Source organism: Aeromonas sp. 600479 (genome assembly GCF_049175515.1).
Taxonomy (GTDB): Bacteria; Pseudomonadota; Gammaproteobacteria; order Enterobacterales; family Aeromonadaceae; genus Aeromonas; species Aeromonas veronii_A.
Window position 1 is genome coordinate 1 of record NZ_JAAKVF010000022.1, and the last position, 15,130, is coordinate 15,130.

General features: G+C 59.9%; 13 protein-coding genes. 1 reads left to right on the top strand and 12 read right to left on the bottom strand.

The window, feature by feature from the left end; translation table 11 throughout:
- Positions 1 to 387: 387 nt before the first annotated feature.
- From tyrA to hinT, 12 genes are all read right to left on the bottom strand, one after another.
- Positions 388 to 1,515 carry a bifunctional chorismate mutase/prephenate dehydrogenase gene (gene tyrA / locus G5149_RS18645; RefSeq protein WP_005344616.1) on the bottom strand — a complete coding sequence of 376 codons (1,128 nt, stop codon included), beginning with the start codon at positions 1,513 to 1,515 and terminating at the stop codon, positions 388 to 390.
- A 135-nt stretch (positions 1,516 to 1,650) separates the two neighbouring features.
- Positions 1,651 to 2,724, bottom strand: a complete 1,074-nt coding sequence (locus G5149_RS18650; RefSeq protein WP_005344622.1) for a 3-deoxy-7-phosphoheptulonate synthase — start codon at positions 2,722 to 2,724, stop codon at positions 1,651 to 1,653.
- A gap of 408 nt (positions 2,725 to 3,132) precedes the next feature.
- Positions 3,133 to 4,434 carry a glucose-1-phosphate adenylyltransferase gene (gene glgC, locus G5149_RS18655; protein ID WP_279505259.1) on the bottom strand — a complete coding sequence of 434 codons (1,302 nt, stop codon included), beginning with the start codon at positions 4,432 to 4,434 and terminating at the stop codon, positions 3,133 to 3,135.
- 283 nt (positions 4,435 to 4,717) lie between these two features.
- Positions 4,718 to 5,635 carry a protein translocase subunit SecF gene (gene secF, locus G5149_RS18660; RefSeq protein WP_181224344.1) on the bottom strand — a complete coding sequence of 306 codons (918 nt, stop codon included), beginning with the start codon at positions 5,633 to 5,635 and terminating at the stop codon, positions 4,718 to 4,720.
- 151 nt (positions 5,636 to 5,786) lie between these two features.
- Complete coding sequence (gene secD, locus G5149_RS18665) at positions 5,787 to 7,589, bottom strand: protein translocase subunit SecD (protein ID WP_421213315.1); 1,803 nt, start codon at positions 7,587 to 7,589, stop codon at positions 5,787 to 5,789.
- Positions 7,590 to 7,748: 159 nt separating this feature from the next.
- Positions 7,749 to 8,183 (bottom strand): hypothetical protein, encoded by a 435-nt coding sequence (locus tag G5149_RS18670; protein WP_005344628.1) that lies wholly within the window; start codon positions 8,181 to 8,183, stop codon positions 7,749 to 7,751.
- A gap of 95 nt (positions 8,184 to 8,278) precedes the next feature.
- Complete coding sequence (locus G5149_RS18675) at positions 8,279 to 9,136, bottom strand: DUF6279 family lipoprotein (RefSeq protein ID WP_421213317.1); 858 nt, start codon at positions 9,134 to 9,136, stop codon at positions 8,279 to 8,281.
- Between the two features lie 3 nt (positions 9,137 to 9,139).
- Positions 9,140 to 9,964, bottom strand: coding sequence for a phosphotransferase (locus tag G5149_RS18680; protein WP_421213318.1), 825 nt, complete (start codon positions 9,962 to 9,964; stop codon positions 9,140 to 9,142).
- A gap of 10 nt (positions 9,965 to 9,974) precedes the next feature.
- The gene (gene lpoB / locus G5149_RS18685) at positions 9,975 to 10,571 is read right to left on the bottom strand and encodes a penicillin-binding protein activator LpoB (protein WP_421213320.1); all 597 of its coding nucleotides are present in this window, start codon (positions 10,569 to 10,571) and stop codon (positions 9,975 to 9,977) included.
- Complete coding sequence (locus G5149_RS18690; RefSeq protein ID WP_101324321.1) at positions 10,571 to 10,969, bottom strand: YcfL family protein; 399 nt, start codon at positions 10,967 to 10,969, stop codon at positions 10,571 to 10,573. Before G5149_RS18690 ends, lpoB begins: the two co-directional genes overlap by 1 nt.
- A gap of 82 nt (positions 10,970 to 11,051) precedes the next feature.
- Positions 11,052 to 12,488 carry a COG3014 family protein gene (locus G5149_RS18695; protein ID WP_421213322.1) on the bottom strand — a complete coding sequence of 479 codons (1,437 nt, stop codon included), beginning with the start codon at positions 12,486 to 12,488 and terminating at the stop codon, positions 11,052 to 11,054.
- The gene (gene hinT / locus G5149_RS18700; RefSeq protein ID WP_005344639.1) at positions 12,488 to 12,838 is read right to left on the bottom strand and encodes a purine nucleoside phosphoramidase; all 351 of its coding nucleotides are present in this window, start codon (positions 12,836 to 12,838) and stop codon (positions 12,488 to 12,490) included. The genes G5149_RS18695 and hinT overlap by 1 nt, the downstream gene beginning before the upstream one ends.
- 249 nt (positions 12,839 to 13,087) lie before the next feature.
- Here hinT and G5149_RS18705 point away from each other — a divergent pair, with 249 nt between their 5' ends.
- The gene (locus G5149_RS18705) at positions 13,088 to 15,100 is read left to right on the top strand and encodes a methyl-accepting chemotaxis protein (protein ID WP_421213324.1); all 2,013 of its coding nucleotides are present in this window, start codon (positions 13,088 to 13,090) and stop codon (positions 15,098 to 15,100) included.
- Positions 15,101 to 15,130: the final 30 nt, after the last annotated feature.

The following is a 15,130-nucleotide window of genomic DNA, read 5'->3' on the forward strand; positions in this document are numbered from 1 at the left end:
CCTGCTTCCTGCTTCCTGCTTCCTGCTTCCTGCTTCCTGCTTCCTGCTTCCTGCTTCCTGCTTCCTGCTTCCTGCTTATCTCTTTGATGGGAGGCACTGTTCTCCTTTGCGTCGTACAGCCTTGCTCGCAGCCGTTTGGTTTGACCGTTAGAATCTGGCAGCCCTTGCAAGGGGCGGTGCTATTTGCGCGGATTGCGTGGATATTGAGGAGGCATACTTGCTGGATGTGAGGCAGCGCCAGATGAGGGCATTGAGGCCAGTCAGCGGTGGGGCTCGACGTAAGGCCGAGCGTGACTGACGTCAGTGTTTAAATATGTAACAAATAAAATGGGAAGATGCCCAGGCATCTTCCCATTCTGGCGATATGAGGTAGCTGCTTTTGCAGGATCAGCCGTGTTGGCGGCGGTCGTTGGCCTGTGCCAGCAGCATGCGGCTTTCACGCAGGAACTGGTCGGCATGCTCGCCGAAGAAACCGGAGACTTGCGAGAAGGCCTCGATGAAACCGTCCCTGTCCCCCCGCTCCAAGAGCCCCAGCGCTTCGCCGAAGTTTTGGTAGTAGCGGCGGATCATCGCCAGATTCTGCGGTGACGACAAAATGATGTCGGCATAGAGGTGGGGATCCTGGGCAAACAGTCGCCCCACCATGGCGAGCTCCAGCCGGTAGATGGGGGAGCTCAAACTCAGCAGGCGATCCAGATTGGCTTGCTCCCGTGAGAGGTGCCAGCCATAGGCAAAGGTGGCGAAGTGGCGCAGCGCCTGAATGAGGGTCATCGCCTCATCGTGGGCCTTGGCTTCCACCTGTTGCAAGCGGGCGCCCCAGATGGTCATCTGATCCAGCAGCCATTGGCTGGCGGCGGGGTCACGACCTTGGCAGCAGACGATCACCTGCTTGGCGAGGCTCGCCACATCTGGCCCGAACATGGGGTGCAGTCCCAGTACCGGGCCTTGGTGCACCGCCAGCATATGTTCGAGCGGCGCCGCCTTCACGCTGGTGACATCCACCAACAGGCAGTGGGGGGGCAGGTTACCGAGGCGATCGATGATCTGGCAGGTGATATCGATGGGCACCGCCACCATCACCAGACCGGCTCCGGCGAGGATCTCGTCAGCGCGGGGCCAGTCGGCTTGTTCCAGCGTCTCGACCCGATAGCCAGAGAGACCGAACATATGACCGAACAGCCGACCAAGCTGGCCCTGACCACCGATGATGACCACCTTGCCAAGATCCGGCTTTATGCATTTGAAGCCGGTATCTTTCTCGCTGGCATACGATTCACGCATCACCCGGCGCAGCACGTCTTCGATGAGATCGCCGGGCACCCCCAACTGCTCGGCCTCGGCACGACGGCGGGCCAGCATGCTCGCTTCCCGATCCGGTGCATAGATGGGTAGGCCGTGGCGGCTCTTTACCTCACCCACTTCTCCCACCAGGGCCAGACGGGCGGCCAGCAGAGCGATCAGCTGCTTGTCCACCTCATCTATCTTGTCCCTGAGTACATTCAACTCTTCAGCCATATCCAGTCCCTGCTGGCGCCGCGAGTGGCGGCGCCCTGAAAATCAAGATGCAATAAGGTATCACGGCGTGAGCGGCTTGATGCCACCAGCGGTGATACCTCGATTGTTCAATAGGTTACGACAAGATACCACGGCTTACCGCGCAGTTCTGCCCTTGAGAGGGTCAGCCAGCTGGTTGTGGCAGCGGGCCAACAGGGTGGCGGTGGTGTCCCAGTCGATGCAGGCATCTGTGATGGAGACCCCGTAGCGCATCTGCTGCTTGGGCTGCTCGCTGGACTGGTTACCCTCAAACAGGTTGGATTCGAGCATCACCCCGATGATGGAGCGGTTGCCCTCCTGGATCTGGTGGATGACGTTGTCGGCCACCTTGGGTTGCAAACGGTGATCCTTGCTGGAGTTGCCGTGGCTGCAATCCACCACAAGGCTCGGCAGCAGGCCCGCTTTCTCCAGCGCCTCTTCCGCCAGTGACACGTTGACCGAGTCGTAGTTGGGATGTTTGCCGCCGCGCAGGATCACGTGGCCATCCGGGTTGCCCTGGGTCTGCAGCAGCGCAACCTGGCCCTGTTGGTTGATCCCCATAAAGGCGTGAGGGGAGGAGGCCGCTTGCAACGCATTGATGGCAGTCCCTAGGTTGCCGTCGGTGCCGTTCTTGAAGCCGACCGGCATGGAGAGGCCGGACGCCATCTCTCTGTGGGTCTGGGATTCGGTGGTGCGGGCGCCGATGGCTGACCAGGAGAAGAGCTCGGCCAGGTATTGCGGGCTGATGGGGTCGAGCGCTTCGGTGGCCAGCGGCAACTCCAGCTCCGCCAGCCAGCAGAGCAGCTCGCGGGCACGGTGCAGCCCCAGCTCCACATCGAAGGTGCCATCCAGATTGGGGTCGTTGATAAAGCCTTTCCAGCCGACCGTGGTGCGCGGCTTCTCAAAGTAGACCCGCATGACAATGTAGAGAGAGTCCTGATAGGCATCATGCAGCGCTTTGAGTCTGGTTGCGTACTCTTTGGCGGCGTCCATGTCGTGGATGGAGCAGGGACCACAGATCACCAGCAAGCGGTGATCGCGACGGTGGATGATGTCGGCGATGGTATTGCGGGCCCCTTGCACGAATGCCAGCGCCTTGTCGGAGATGGGTAACTTCTCCTTCAGCTGGGCAGGCGTGATCATCACTTGTTCGGACTGGATATGGATGTTGTTCAGGGGGTCTCTTTGCATGATTTCATTCTCTCTACTGTATTAAGCCAAAAGCGATTGTACCCATATGTTTACACTGGTACCTGCTCTGTTACGCAACCGCCCTCACCTTACCAAGGAAAAACAAACAATCAAGTGAAACTAGCGGATTTACCGCTAAAAAGTCAGATAAAGGAGCTGCTATATAGCGCGAACAGGAATAATACAGAGAGATTTTCGGAGGGTTAATGGTTGTTTTGTAATTTAATGTTTACGGCTTGAGGCGTGAAGGCTGCGTTGCACAGCTGTTTACCCACACTAAATGGTATCTCTGGGAGACTGCAACGCGATGGCAATGATGGTGTGAGGTGGCTATCTGGTCAGCCATAGAAAGAGGGAGCCATAATGGCTCCCTTTGCGGTAGGAAGGGGGATCCCGTCTGGCTGCGGATCAGCGCTTTTGTTTTCCCTGCAGCTCTTTGTTCAGGCGAGTGAGCATCCCCTGGGTGACCAGCACTATGCCCTGCTCGGAGCGGTGGAAGCGACGTGCATCTTCATCGGCGTTTTCACCGATCACCGTGCCTTCCGGCAGTTTGCACCCCTTGTCGATCACCACCCGGCGCAGTCGGCAACCGGCACCAATCTCCACACCCGGGAAGATTACCGCTTGATCCAGAGTGCAGAAGGAGTCGACCCGCACATTGGTAAAGAGCACCGAACTCAGGATGAAAGAGCCACTGACGATGGTGCCCCCAGCAAACATGGAGTTGATGGTCATGCCGTGCTGGCCGTTTCGGTCTTGCACGAACTTGGCGGGAGGAGTCATGTTCTGACTGGTCCAGATGGGCCAGTCCTGATCGTAGATATCCAGCTCAGGCGTGACGGAAGCGAGATCCATGTTGGCCTCCCAGAAGGAGTCCACAGTGCCCACATCGCGCCAGTAGGGGCGGCGATCCGGACAGCAGCCGACACAGGACATGCTAAACGGGTGAGCGAATGCGGTGCCCTCTTTCACCACGCGGGGGATCACGTCCATGCCGAAATCGTGATGGGACTGCTCGTTGGCAATGTCCTCTTCCAGCAACTGATAGAGATACTCGGCATCGAAGATATAGACGCCCATGGAGGCCAGCGCGGTGTCGGCCTTGCCCGGCATGGCGGGCGGGTTAGCAGGCTTTTCGACGAAGGCATTGATCTTGCGATCATCATCCACCGCCATTACCCCGAAGGCGCTTGCTTCACTGCGTGGCACCTCGATGCAGGCAACGGTCACCTTGGCACCCATATTGACGTGGTCGAGCAGCATGGCGGCGTAATCCATCTTGTAGATGTGATCGCCTGCCAGCACCACCACATATTTGGGGGCGTGATCGCGGATGATATCCAGATTCTGGTAGACCGCATCGGCGGTACCCCGATACCAGTTCACCTCATCCACCCGCTGCTGGGCAGGGAGCAGATCGATAAACTCGTTCATCTGGTAGCGCAGGAAAGACCAGCCCGATTGGAGATGGCGCAACAGGCTGTGGGATTTGTACTGGGTCACGACACCGACCCGACGAATGCCGGAGTTGATGCAGTTGGAGAGCACGAAATCGATGATGCGGAATTTGCCGCCGAAATGAACGGCAGGTTTTGCACGGTTGTCGGTTAACTGTTTGAGGCGACTACCCCGCCCTCCTGCGAGTACCAAAGCCATGGTCTCGTTCAGCAACTGTCTGGATTTTGCTGTATTGGCAGGTTGTAACAACATCTCATATCCCTTTGTAGATAAATCACTACAATGTTGCCTCCTTTGAGCCCTCAAGAAAGTGCTTTCAGTCACACTTTATGGTTTCTGACGTAATAAAATGACCTTTTTGTTATTAAAAATGACGGGTTGATCCGTCATTGCTTTCAATATGGTCAGTTGTCAATTGAGGCGAGCCGAACGACAAAATGGGCGGCGAGAGAGGAGGGATGGAAAAAGCCCCTGCCAATGGTTGGCAGGGGCCCGGTTCGTTGAGACCCGGTAAGCCGGGCCTGATTAACAAGGTTCAGGCCGCGTTGGCCAGTGGCTCCTCGCTCTTCTTCTGGTAGGCCTGAGGGGTGAGCCCAAGCAGCTCCTGCACGGTCGAGGCGACGGTAATGGAGGAGACGGTGCCCACCAGGATCCCGGCAAACAGGGTGAAGGAGAAGCCGTAGAGGGCGTCACCGCCAAACAGCAACAATGCGCCCACGGTAAACAGGGTGGTGCCCGAAGTGATCATGGTGCGACTGAAGGTCGCCTTGATGGCCACATCGGAGCACTCGTGGATGCCCATCTGGGTACGTGAGCTCAGCAGATCCCGCAACCTGTCCGAGATGACGATGCTGTCGTTGAGGGAGTAGCCGATCACCGCCATCAAGCCGGCGATGATGTTCAGATCGAATTCGATCTGAAAGAGTGACAGCAGCCCCAGCGCCACGATGGCGTCATGGACCACCGAGAGCAGGATGCCGATGGCCTGACGCCACTCGAAGCGAAACGCCAGATAGGCCGACATCGCTAGCGAAGCGACCAGCACCGCCAGCATACCCTGCTGGAACAGTTCGGCACCCACCTGAGGGCCGACGATGGTGGTGCGCAGCAACTCGACCGGCATCCCCAGCTGTTGGGTCAGCATGGTTGCGAGATCCGCCGCGGGCCAGGGCAATTCGTGGGGGGGCAGCTTGATCAGCCACTCGCCGGGAATACCGGCCGAGCTCAGCTCAACGGCTCCCGCCAGCGGGGAGACCAGCATGGTATTGAGCTCATGGGCCTCTTTCAGGGTCTGGATATGAAACTCCAGCAGGATCCCGCCGGTAAAATCGAGCCCCAGTGTCAGGCCGTTCACCAGCAAGATGGCCACGCTGGCCACGGTCAGCAGGATGGAAGCCCACAGGCCAATATAACGCCAACGGGTCAGCCCCATGGCAACGATCATTCTCAACATAATTCTCTCCTTGGCCAGCCAGCATCAGGCTGTTGGCCCATCACGACGTGTCGCGACACGCCGGGAAAATAGTGTTCTGCTTTGGCCGCTCCGGCCATATCCATGGCCGATGGCGCAGCCAAAGCCGCTCATCAGAGGGACAACTGTCCCGTTACACCTTCAGCGTGCGCTCGCTGCTGCGTCCCCACAGGGGATTGATGATGGCGCGCGTCCCCCAGATCCCGGTGATCATGCTGGAGAGCAGACCCAGAATGAGGGTGATGGAGAAGCCCTGCAGCGGCCCGGAGCCGATGGAGTAGAGCACCACAGCGCAGATGAGGGTGGTGATGTTGGCATCGAAAATGGTGTGGAAGGCCGAGCGATAGCCAAAATCGATGGCGTTGGCCAGTGAACCTCCTTCCCGCAGACGGTCCCTGATCCGCTCGAAGATCAGCACATGGGTATCCACCGCCATGCCCACCGTCAGCACCAGACCGGCGATCCCCGGCAGGGTCAGCACGGCACCCGGCAGCACTGCCAGCATGCCGACCTGCATCAACAGGTTGGCGACCAGCGCCGTGATGGCAACCCAGCCGAATTTGCGGTACCAGGCCATCATGAACAGCATCATGCCCGCCATGCCGAAGGCCAGCGCGGTGAAGCCTGCCTCTATATTCTGCATCCCCAGCGTCGGGCCAATACTGCGTTCTTCCAGGATCTTGAGAGGGGCGGTGAGGGCGCCGGCACGCAGCAGCATGGCCAGCTCTTGCGCTTCCGGCAGACTGCCAATGCCGGTGATGCGGAACTGGTTGCCAAGGGCGGTCTGGATGGTGGCAACGTTGATCACCTCGCTCTGGGCGCGCAGTTTGCCCTGGGCGTTGGTCTTGTACTCGGTGAAGACGGTCGCCATCGGCTTGCCCACATGCTGGCGGCTGAACTGGTTCATCTTGCTGCCACCCAGGGTGTCAAGCACGATATTGACCTGGGGTTGACCCATCTCGCCCATGTTGGCGCGGGCATCGACGATGTGCTCGCCGGTGAGTACCGGCTTGCGCGCCATGCCGACGGCCTGGCCGTTGCGATCGGCGATATAGAAGTGGCTGTCGGCTTTGGCCTCGTAGAAGGCCAGCGAGGCGGTCGCGCCGATCACCTCTTTCGCCTGCTTGGGGTTATGTACCCCGGGCAGTTCGATACGGATGCCATCCTGACCTTGACGCACCACCGAGGCCTCGACAATGCCGAGCTCGTTGATCCGTTTTTTCAGGATCGACAGGTTCTGGGTCACGGCGTTGTTGACCAGCAGGGTACGCTCCGCCTCGCTCAGCACCAGTTTCAGATCATTACCGGAGCGGGTCAGCTTCCACTGATCCTGACGGGTACCGGCACTCTCCTTGATGATGGCGAGCCAGCTCTCCTGTTCGGCGACCTCCGGCAGGGTGACGGCTACGGCGCCCTGTGCGCTGCGCGTGACGCTAGCGCCGCGCAGATTGGCTTCACGGAAGCGGGTGCGCAGGGTATCCACCAGATTCTTGGTCTGAGTGTCGATGACAAAGTCCACGTCCACCCCGATCAGCAGCTGGGAGCCGCCACGCAGGTCGAGCCCCAGCTTGATGGGGTCGGCGCCGAGGCGGGTGATCCAGGCCGGCGCGTTGGAGTGAAACTCCAGGGTCAGGGCGGCACTGTCGACCCCTTGCAGCTCCAGCAACTGCTTGGCGCGCTGCTGATCGCCCTGACTGGCAAAGACCAGCTCGACCCGCTCGGGTTGCTCAATGACCTTGATCGGGGTCAGGTGTTTGTCGCTCAGCAACATCTGCTGCTGAGCGGTCAGGCGCTGCTGTCCGTGCAGGCCGAGGGAGGGCTGCTCACCAAAAAAGGTGGGCAGGGAGTAAAAGGTAAAGGTCAACAGCATCAACAGCAGCAGTGCGTACTGCCACTTGCTCATGCGGTTGAGAACGGTGCGATTGCTCTTTCTCATGGCAAACAAGCCTCTGTCAGGAGAATGGTGCCCGAGCCGATAGCAACAAGGCTCGGCAAGGCGCAAAAAAATGGGATGCATCAGATGCGGATCAGGCTGCCGCCGGATCCGTCAGGAAGAGGAGATGAGCAAACAGTGGATGTGCCAGCCCCTCCGGGGTCAGGCGCTCAGATAGCTCTGGGTGAAGCGATATTGCAGATGTTGGCGCTGTAGATGGCGCCGATGGATCGCACCGAAGCGATCGCGAAAACTCTGTTTGTGATAGAGCTCGGGTGCCAGCATCAGCCAGCCGAGCAGCAACAGCAGGATGGCTTGGGCAGACCAGCTCTGGATCAGCTCGTAGACCACGCTGTTGGGCTGGTTGTCACTGCGCAGGGATTGTTCGAGACGCAGCAGGTGATTCTGATGGCTGCCGACAAATTTGATGATGCCATCATCGCTGTCGCTAAGCTGATTGAGCGCCTGACTCTGCTGCTGTTCACTCTGGGGAGATGCGGACAGCAGGGGGCCTTCCATTCGAGTGATGGAACAAAGCAGGGTGAGGGCGATAACCAGGGTTACCAGCACCAGTTTGGCTTTGTCGATAAGGCGCAAAAGTTAATTCCCGATAAATAGAAAGGGCAAACTACCACACGCGCCTGGTTTGAACAAGGCGGCCCCGAGCGCATGGCACCATTCGATGCCGCTCGTCAGCTGCCGCTCATCTGCTTGAAGTCGCGGGCATAACCCTTGAGCAGGGAGTAGAGATGGGCGCGCTGGGAGATATCTAGCGACTGGCTCATGGCGCTCAGCCAGTTGACGGTACGCTGGCGTGACTGCTCGGTATAGCCGGTAAAGCGGCCATCCATCAGCCCATCCCCCTCGGCCAGCAGGTCAGTCAGCTCGCGGGTAAAGTCGGGACTCTGGCGCTGCTTCATCAGCCTGTCCAGCTCCAGGGTCCAGGACTCCTGAAACTCGAGCCAGGGGGGCATCAGCTCGTATTGCCATTCGGCCCACTGGGCCACCAGTGGCGCCTGTGCCGGTTTCACCTCGCCAATCCAGAACTCGAGCCGCTTGTTCATCTTGTCGCGAAACTCTGCCAGCATCTGCTCTTTGGGCTCAGTGGCAAAGTCCTTTTGCCGCTCCTGTTGCCGCTTGACCCGATCGGTCATAAAGCGGGCCACCTGATCGTCGGTCAGGGTGCGCGCCAGCCTGACCGCGCGGGGGATAGTGTTTTCCAGCGTGCGGGTCAGGCTCTGCTGCACCGCATCGAGATTGGTCGAGATCTGCTCCGGCGTCATGGGGCTGGCCACCGCCTTGGCCAGTACGTCGAGATCCTTGGCGTAGCGAGGCAGCTCGTGCTGGCGGTGCCAGGCCATCAGCCCCTTCACTTCGCGGCTGAGCAGATCCTTTTGGGAGTAGGAGAGGGCGAAGTAGTCATCCAGTTGCCAGATGATGGCGGTATCGAGCCAATAGTAGATCACCCGGGTGGAGCAGCCGGTCAGCAGCAGGCCGATCAGCAGCAGACCCCAGGTTTTCGGCTTGTGCCAGCGCACCTTGTTTATCATCTGTTACTCCAGTCGTTGCCGGTTGATGGCGATCAGGGTGTCATAGTCGAGTGAGGGTTGTTGCTCTGCCATCAGCAGGGCCCAGAGCAGGCCGATATAGTCGACCCAAGGTAAAAATGCCTCGCTCTGAAAGTCGGGCCACTGGTGGCGCGGCAGGGCCTGCAGATAGTGCGCTTCCAGCTCGTCGCGCCGCTCGGCGGGCCACTCATGGGTGCGCTGGATGCTGGCGAGCTCAAAGCCGGGGTGACCTGCTGCGCCATACTCCCAGTCGATGACCCAGGGTTTGCTTCCCAACAAGTTAGCCGGATTGAGATCATGGTGGCAAGGGCGCCAGCAATCATTTGGCTCACTGCTGGTGAGCAAGCTCCGCTCCAGGGCGGGCAGCCAGGAGGGAATGTGGGCCAGTCGGGCGCGATAGCCCGCGGCGTGGGCTCGCACCGCCATCACCACCGCAGGCAGCGGCAGGCGATGGAGCTTGCGCAGCACCTCAGCCAGCAGACGGGGCTGATCGGCTGCCGGTGGCGCCGCGACCACCCAGTTTGGCTCATCGCACCATTCGAGCAGCATCAGACCGCTGGCGGGATCGCCATAGTGGCAGTGCAGCGCCAACCCTTCGGCCATCGCCCCCTGATAAAGCTGCCACTCGGTAGGACGGTCGATGCCAAGGCGCACTGGGTCGGAGTGGCCCTGACGCAAAAAGTAACTGCGCCCCGAGGGGAGGCGCAGTCGATAGTTGCAGTTGGTCAGGCCTAACCCGAGTGGTTCCAGCTGCCCCTCCCGCCAAGGGGCGGGCAGGCTGGCCAGTAGCGGATCACGGTTGCCTGTCACCAGGAGCCTGTTACCAGCCAAAGGTGGATTTCTTCGCCTGTTTGCGGATCTCTTTCTGGTCAGCCCACAGCAGTTCGCCGTTTTGCAGATCCATCAGGTTCATGGTCATCTGGTAGTAGACATCCTTCACCTTGCCATTGTCCTTGACGATGCTGCTGAGGTTGCCATAGACCATGTAGCGGGCACCAGTCTGCTTGCCCAGACGCACCATGGAGGCAGGATCCACCATGCCGCTGCCCTGCTGGTATTCGAGCTGCTGCTTGACGGCGGCCACCTTGCTCATGTCGACAAAGCGGAACTTGCCGGCCCGCAGCAACTTGGTGCGGATGGTGTCGGTGATGGCTTCGGTATCGATGTGCTCGGAGGTCTTGTTGCGGATAGAGTCCATAAACATCACCGGACGACCGCCTGCGGTGATCTCGCTGGTGGCGGGGGAGGCGAGCATGGAGTCCGCCATCTTGTCGGCGATGGCCTGCAGATCGCTTGAGCCGTAATCGACGGTGACGGTTTCGGTTTCAGTGGGATCGCCATAGCTGACGGTGGTGCTGGAGCAGCCGCCCAAGAGCAATGCAGAGGTCAATATCAGCAGGGCATGATTCATTTTCATCAGTAGGATTCCTCAATCACTTCGCGTACGTAAATCCGGTAGCCCTGCGCCGCCGGGCTGGGCGCCAGGGCCGAGAGGGTGCGGGTCTGATAGCCATGCAGCTTGATGGGGGTCCAGCCGCGGCCATCGCTGGCGACCTCCTGACCGGCCTCATCATACCAATAGAACATATATTGCAGCTTGTTATCGCCGCGCTGGGTGCTGGCGGCAGCCACATTGACCTGCAGCAGGCCGTTTTGCTGGCGGCGGCTCAGCTCGGTCAGGGTGACGTTGACGTTTTGATGCTGCTCCAGCGTGGGGGCACCGCCCGCCGGGCCATAGAGCGCAATGCCGGAGGTATTGGTGGCGCAGCCGCTGAGCAGTAGCGCGAGCCCGAGGGCCAACCCGTATGCTTTCATCTTGCTCTCCTTAATCGGGGTGAGTGGGGCAGCGCGTGAGCCTGCCCGTTAATCGTCTCGTTCATCTGCGTTGGCCGTGTGTTCAAAGGGGCATCACCCGGGTGGTCAGACCAGCTCCGAGGCGCTGTACCCAGACCAGGGTGATGCGTCCCTTGTGGATGGTGAGCGGCAATTGCCGCTGCGCAGCCCCCGCGCTCAGGGTGAGGTTGATGTCACCTGCCGGCACCATCCCCTGCCAGCTCGATGCCTGAGCTGGCAGCGTCAGCCAGCTGCGGGTATCGGCTCGCTCCGAGAGGGTATTGAAGATCCCCACCAGAATATTGCCCACATCGCCCCCCTCTTTGGCGGCGGTGCGGCGCATCTGCTCCTTGGCCACCAGTCGCAGCGCCTGGCGGGTCAGCATACCGGGCAGCCGCTCTTGCAGATCTTTGGCGGCCAGCGCTTCCAGCCTGACCAGCTCGCTGGTCTGCTCGACCCGCTTGCCGACTTCCACTGTCAGCGGGCCGGTGTCGCTGGCCCGATTATCGTAATAGGGGATGGCGACGGTAAAGGTGCGAAAATCGCCGCGGGAGGTGGAGATGGGCAGAGGCAGGAACAGTTCGCGCCGTGCCGGGATCAAACCATCTTCAAACAGCACTACCAATTGGCCCTGATTTTTAGCTGGCAATGGCGCTTTGCGGCCTATCTTTTTCTCTGTCTCGCGGATCTCGTCCGGTGAGCCACGCAGCCGCGCCAGACGCAGCAAGGCATCTTGCAGGCTGCGGTTGTCCGGCGCTATCTGGTAGCCGCGTTGATAGTCGACCCAGGCGTCGTTGAGATCCCCGGCCGCCTCATAGAGCACGGCAGAAAAGTAGAAGGTGTAGGCGTTCTGAAAACCGTTCTTGACCTTGCCGATCAACCGGTCGAGATCCGGTGCGCCGCGCGACATCAGCTGGCGCATCTCGCCTTCTGCTTCGGCCTCTTCGCTCTCATCCTTTGCCTTGCGTACCTCATCGGCTCGCCGTTTCAGGGCCTGCTCCTGCACCTGATTGGCCCGGCGCACCTCTACCAGGGCGCCATCGGCATCACCCCGTTGCAGGTAGTTGAGGGCCAGATAGTGATGCAGCATGGTGCGTTCGTAATCGGGGGTGAGATAGGCAATCGACTGATCGTTGGTGAGCAGACTGCCCACCTGATCCAGACCGTGGCTCAGCCGGTATTCGGCCTGATTGTCTTCCCACTGAAGGCTGCTGTCGGCGGCGGTGAACGCCTGCTTGCTACCCGCATCATGACCCGCCAGCCAGGCAATGCGCCCCTGTTCGAGCCGATCCAGCACAAAGGTGTCATCCCCCAGGGTGGAGTCGCGCACCTCGGGCAACGCCTCGGCGGCATGGCCCAGCAGCAGCTGGTTGCGCAGGGGCACCATCTGATCGGAGTAGGAGACGAACATATCCTGCCAGCGGGAGGCGCAGCCTCCCAGCAACAGCAGGGCGCCGCAGAGCAACAGGGCGCTGCGGCAGGTTGAGGCGTTGCGATTCATTACAGGCTGAGCAGCGGTCCCAGCGGCTGGCCACCGACCAGATGCATGTGAATGTGGTAGACCTCCTGCCCGCCATGGCGGTTGCAGTTCATGATGAGGCGGTAGCCATCTTCGGCGATACCCGCCTCGCTGGCCAGCTTGCGGGCCACGGTGAACATCCGGCCAAGAGCCAGCTCATGCTCGGCTTCCACGTCGTTGACGGTGGGGATCAGGGTATTGGGGATGATCAGAATATGGGTCTTGGCCTTGGGCTGGATATCCCGGAATGCGGTGACCAGATCGTCTTGATAAAGGATGTCGGCAGGGATCTCTTTACGGATGATTTTGCTGAAAATGGTTTCTTGCGCCATGGCTAACTCCCTTATATGAAAAAGAAAATTGAACTTGCATCCCAAGCGGCTCCCGAAAGAAGGCGAGCAGCGCGTCAAGTGTGACACAAGCCGAGATTTGACACAGCTGATGTCCCATTCCCTTCAGTTATTGTTAAGAATACCGATAGCCAGAGGGACGTCATCTGCAGCGCCTGTTCAGGGGTCTGCAGGGTATCAAAAGGACGGGGTACTCAGGCAAGGGACTTTTGCATATACAGCGGGACAATAATGAAACAAACAATGTCGGATCTCTCCATCTTGCAGCGAGTCTACCTTGGCTTCGCGATCCTGGTGGCCGTGATGGTGGCCAGTTCACTACTCACATTTCGTAGTCAGAATACTCTGGGGGGAGCGCTGGAACAGGTGACCCGGCAGTCTATGCCGCTGGTGATTGCCAGCAGCCAGACCCAGATCACCCTGCTCAGTGCCAACAAGTGGCTGGGGGATGTGCTCACCGAGCAGGACCCCAAACAGCTGCCTGCCGAAGTGGCCGAACTGAAACAGGCCAAGGCCGCGGTGGGCAAGAGCCTCGATGCCTTGCGCCAGCAGGTCGCCCACCACCCCGAACTGCAAGGGGAGATGGGCACTCTGAGCCAGCAGGTCGACAGCTACCTGCAACTGACCGATACCCTGCCGGGCGAACACGAGGCGCTGCTCACCCGATTGCACAAGGTCAATCTGGCCAAGGGGCAGTTTCAGGTCAGCTTGCCCCAGTTCAAGAAGAGTCTGGGGGACATGATGATCACCATCGACGACAGCTTCATCAAGATGCTCTCCGAGACCCTGACCACCAAGCTCTCCGCTATCGAACTCTCTACCATGGATGCCCTCAATCAGAGCATTCCGGCCCCCATTGAAGCCGCGCTCAAGCGCAACAGGATGCAGATGGAGGGGTTCAACAGCACCATCAAGGATCTGCAGGGTGAGCTCAAGGATTTCGACAACAACATGGGTCACTACGTCCACGGTTTCGTGCGCGATACGACCGGTAATGAAGGTGTACTCGCCCAGTATCTGACGCTGATGCAACAGCAGGAGCAGATGCGGGAGAAGAGCAAGCAGGCGAGTGCGCTCATCGTGGCAATTCAGGATCGGCTTGAGCGGGTCACCTCTCAGAGCCAGCAACTGATGAACCAGAGCATTCAGCATGCCAAAGCCGCACAGAGCCAGAGCACCCTGACTCAGGGAGCCAGCATCGTAGTCGCCATCCTGATTGCCATGCTGGTGGCTTATACCCTGGGCAAGGCCATTCGCCGTCCGCTCAGGGAGTTGCTGCTGGTGCTGACCGAAGTAACCCAGGGTGACATGACTCAGCGCATCGGTTTTCAGAGCAAGAATGAATTTGGTCAGCTGGGCAGCCAGATCAACCTGCTGATCGCCCAGATGGGGGAGGTACTGGCGCAGCTTTCACAAGCATCGGCCCAGCTTAACGATGCCGCCCACGGCAACCGTCGCACCACCGAATCGGTGCGGGCGGATCTGGAGAAACAGCGGCAGGAGACCGCCTCGGTCGCCGCCGCAATGACCCAGATGGAGGCCTCGGTGCGGGAGGTGGCGCAGGCTGCCAACCAGACACTGGAGCGGGTGCAGGATGTGGAGAAGGCCTCCGAGATGGGACGCAAGGTGATGGCAGGCAATATCACCACCACTCATCAACTGGCGGGCAAACTGCAACAGACCGGCAAGGTGATTGGTGATGTGAGCGCCATGAGCAGCCAGATCGGCAATATCCTCGATGTCATTCGCGGCATCGCCGAGCAGACCAATCTGCTGGCCCTCAACGCCGCCATCGAAGCGGCGCGGGCCGGCGAGCAGGGGCGCGGATTTGCGGTGGTGGCGGATGAGGTGCGCAGTCTGGCGGGCCGCACCGCCCAGTCCACCAGCGAAATCCAGACCATGATCGAGAACCTGCAGCAGGGGGTAGCCAAGGCGGTGACAGTAATGCAGGAGTGTTCTCGCGAGATGGACAGCTGCGTCGAGCAGAGCTCTCACGCCAACAACGCCATGGAGGAGGTGCAGGGGATTGTGGTGCTGATCAGCGACATGTCGAGCCAGATCGCCTCTGCTGCCGAGCAGCAGCAGGCCACCAGCGCCGACATCGCCACCAATCTCAACCGCATCTCCGATATCTCGGATCTCAACTATCAGGGGATTGAGCGGGTAGCCGAGACCAGCCAGCAGCTGGACTCCCTCGCCGAGCAGCAGGAGAGCCTGGTCAAGCGCTTCCGCCTCAGCGCCTGATGGTCGAGAGTTGAAACAACAAGGCCCCGC

Excerpts from the sequence above, each read along its gene's own strand:
- G5149_RS18690 (WP_101324321.1), bottom strand. The coding sequence starts at position 10,969 with ATGAAAGCATACGGGTTGGCCCTCGGGCTCGCGCTACTGCTCAGCGGC.
- secD (WP_421213315.1), bottom strand. The coding sequence starts at position 7,589 with ATGAGAAAGAGCAATCGCACCGTTCTCAACCGCATGAGCAAGTGGCAG.
- tyrA (WP_005344616.1), bottom strand. The coding sequence starts at position 1,515 with ATGGCTGAAGAGTTGAATGTACTCAGGGACAAGATAGATGAGGTGGAC.
- G5149_RS18650 (WP_005344622.1), bottom strand. The coding sequence starts at position 2,724 with ATGCAAAGAGACCCCCTGAACAACATCCATATCCAGTCCGAACAAGTG.
- G5149_RS18705 (WP_421213324.1), top strand. The coding sequence starts at position 13,088 with ATGAAACAAACAATGTCGGATCTCTCCATCTTGCAGCGAGTCTACCTT.
- secF (WP_181224344.1), bottom strand. The coding sequence starts at position 5,635 with ATGTTGAGAATGATCGTTGCCATGGGGCTGACCCGTTGGCGTTATATT.
- G5149_RS18675 (WP_421213317.1), bottom strand. The coding sequence starts at position 9,136 with ATGATAAACAAGGTGCGCTGGCACAAGCCGAAAACCTGGGGTCTGCTG.
- G5149_RS18695 (WP_421213322.1), bottom strand. The coding sequence starts at position 12,488 with ATGAATCGCAACGCCTCAACCTGCCGCAGCGCCCTGTTGCTCTGCGGC.
- lpoB (WP_421213320.1), bottom strand. The coding sequence starts at position 10,571 with ATGAAAATGAATCATGCCCTGCTGATATTGACCTCTGCATTGCTCTTG.
- hinT (WP_005344639.1), bottom strand. The coding sequence starts at position 12,838 with ATGGCGCAAGAAACCATTTTCAGCAAAATCATCCGTAAAGAGATCCCT.
- glgC (WP_279505259.1), bottom strand. The coding sequence starts at position 4,434 with ATGTTGTTACAACCTGCCAATACAGCAAAATCCAGACAGTTGCTGAAC.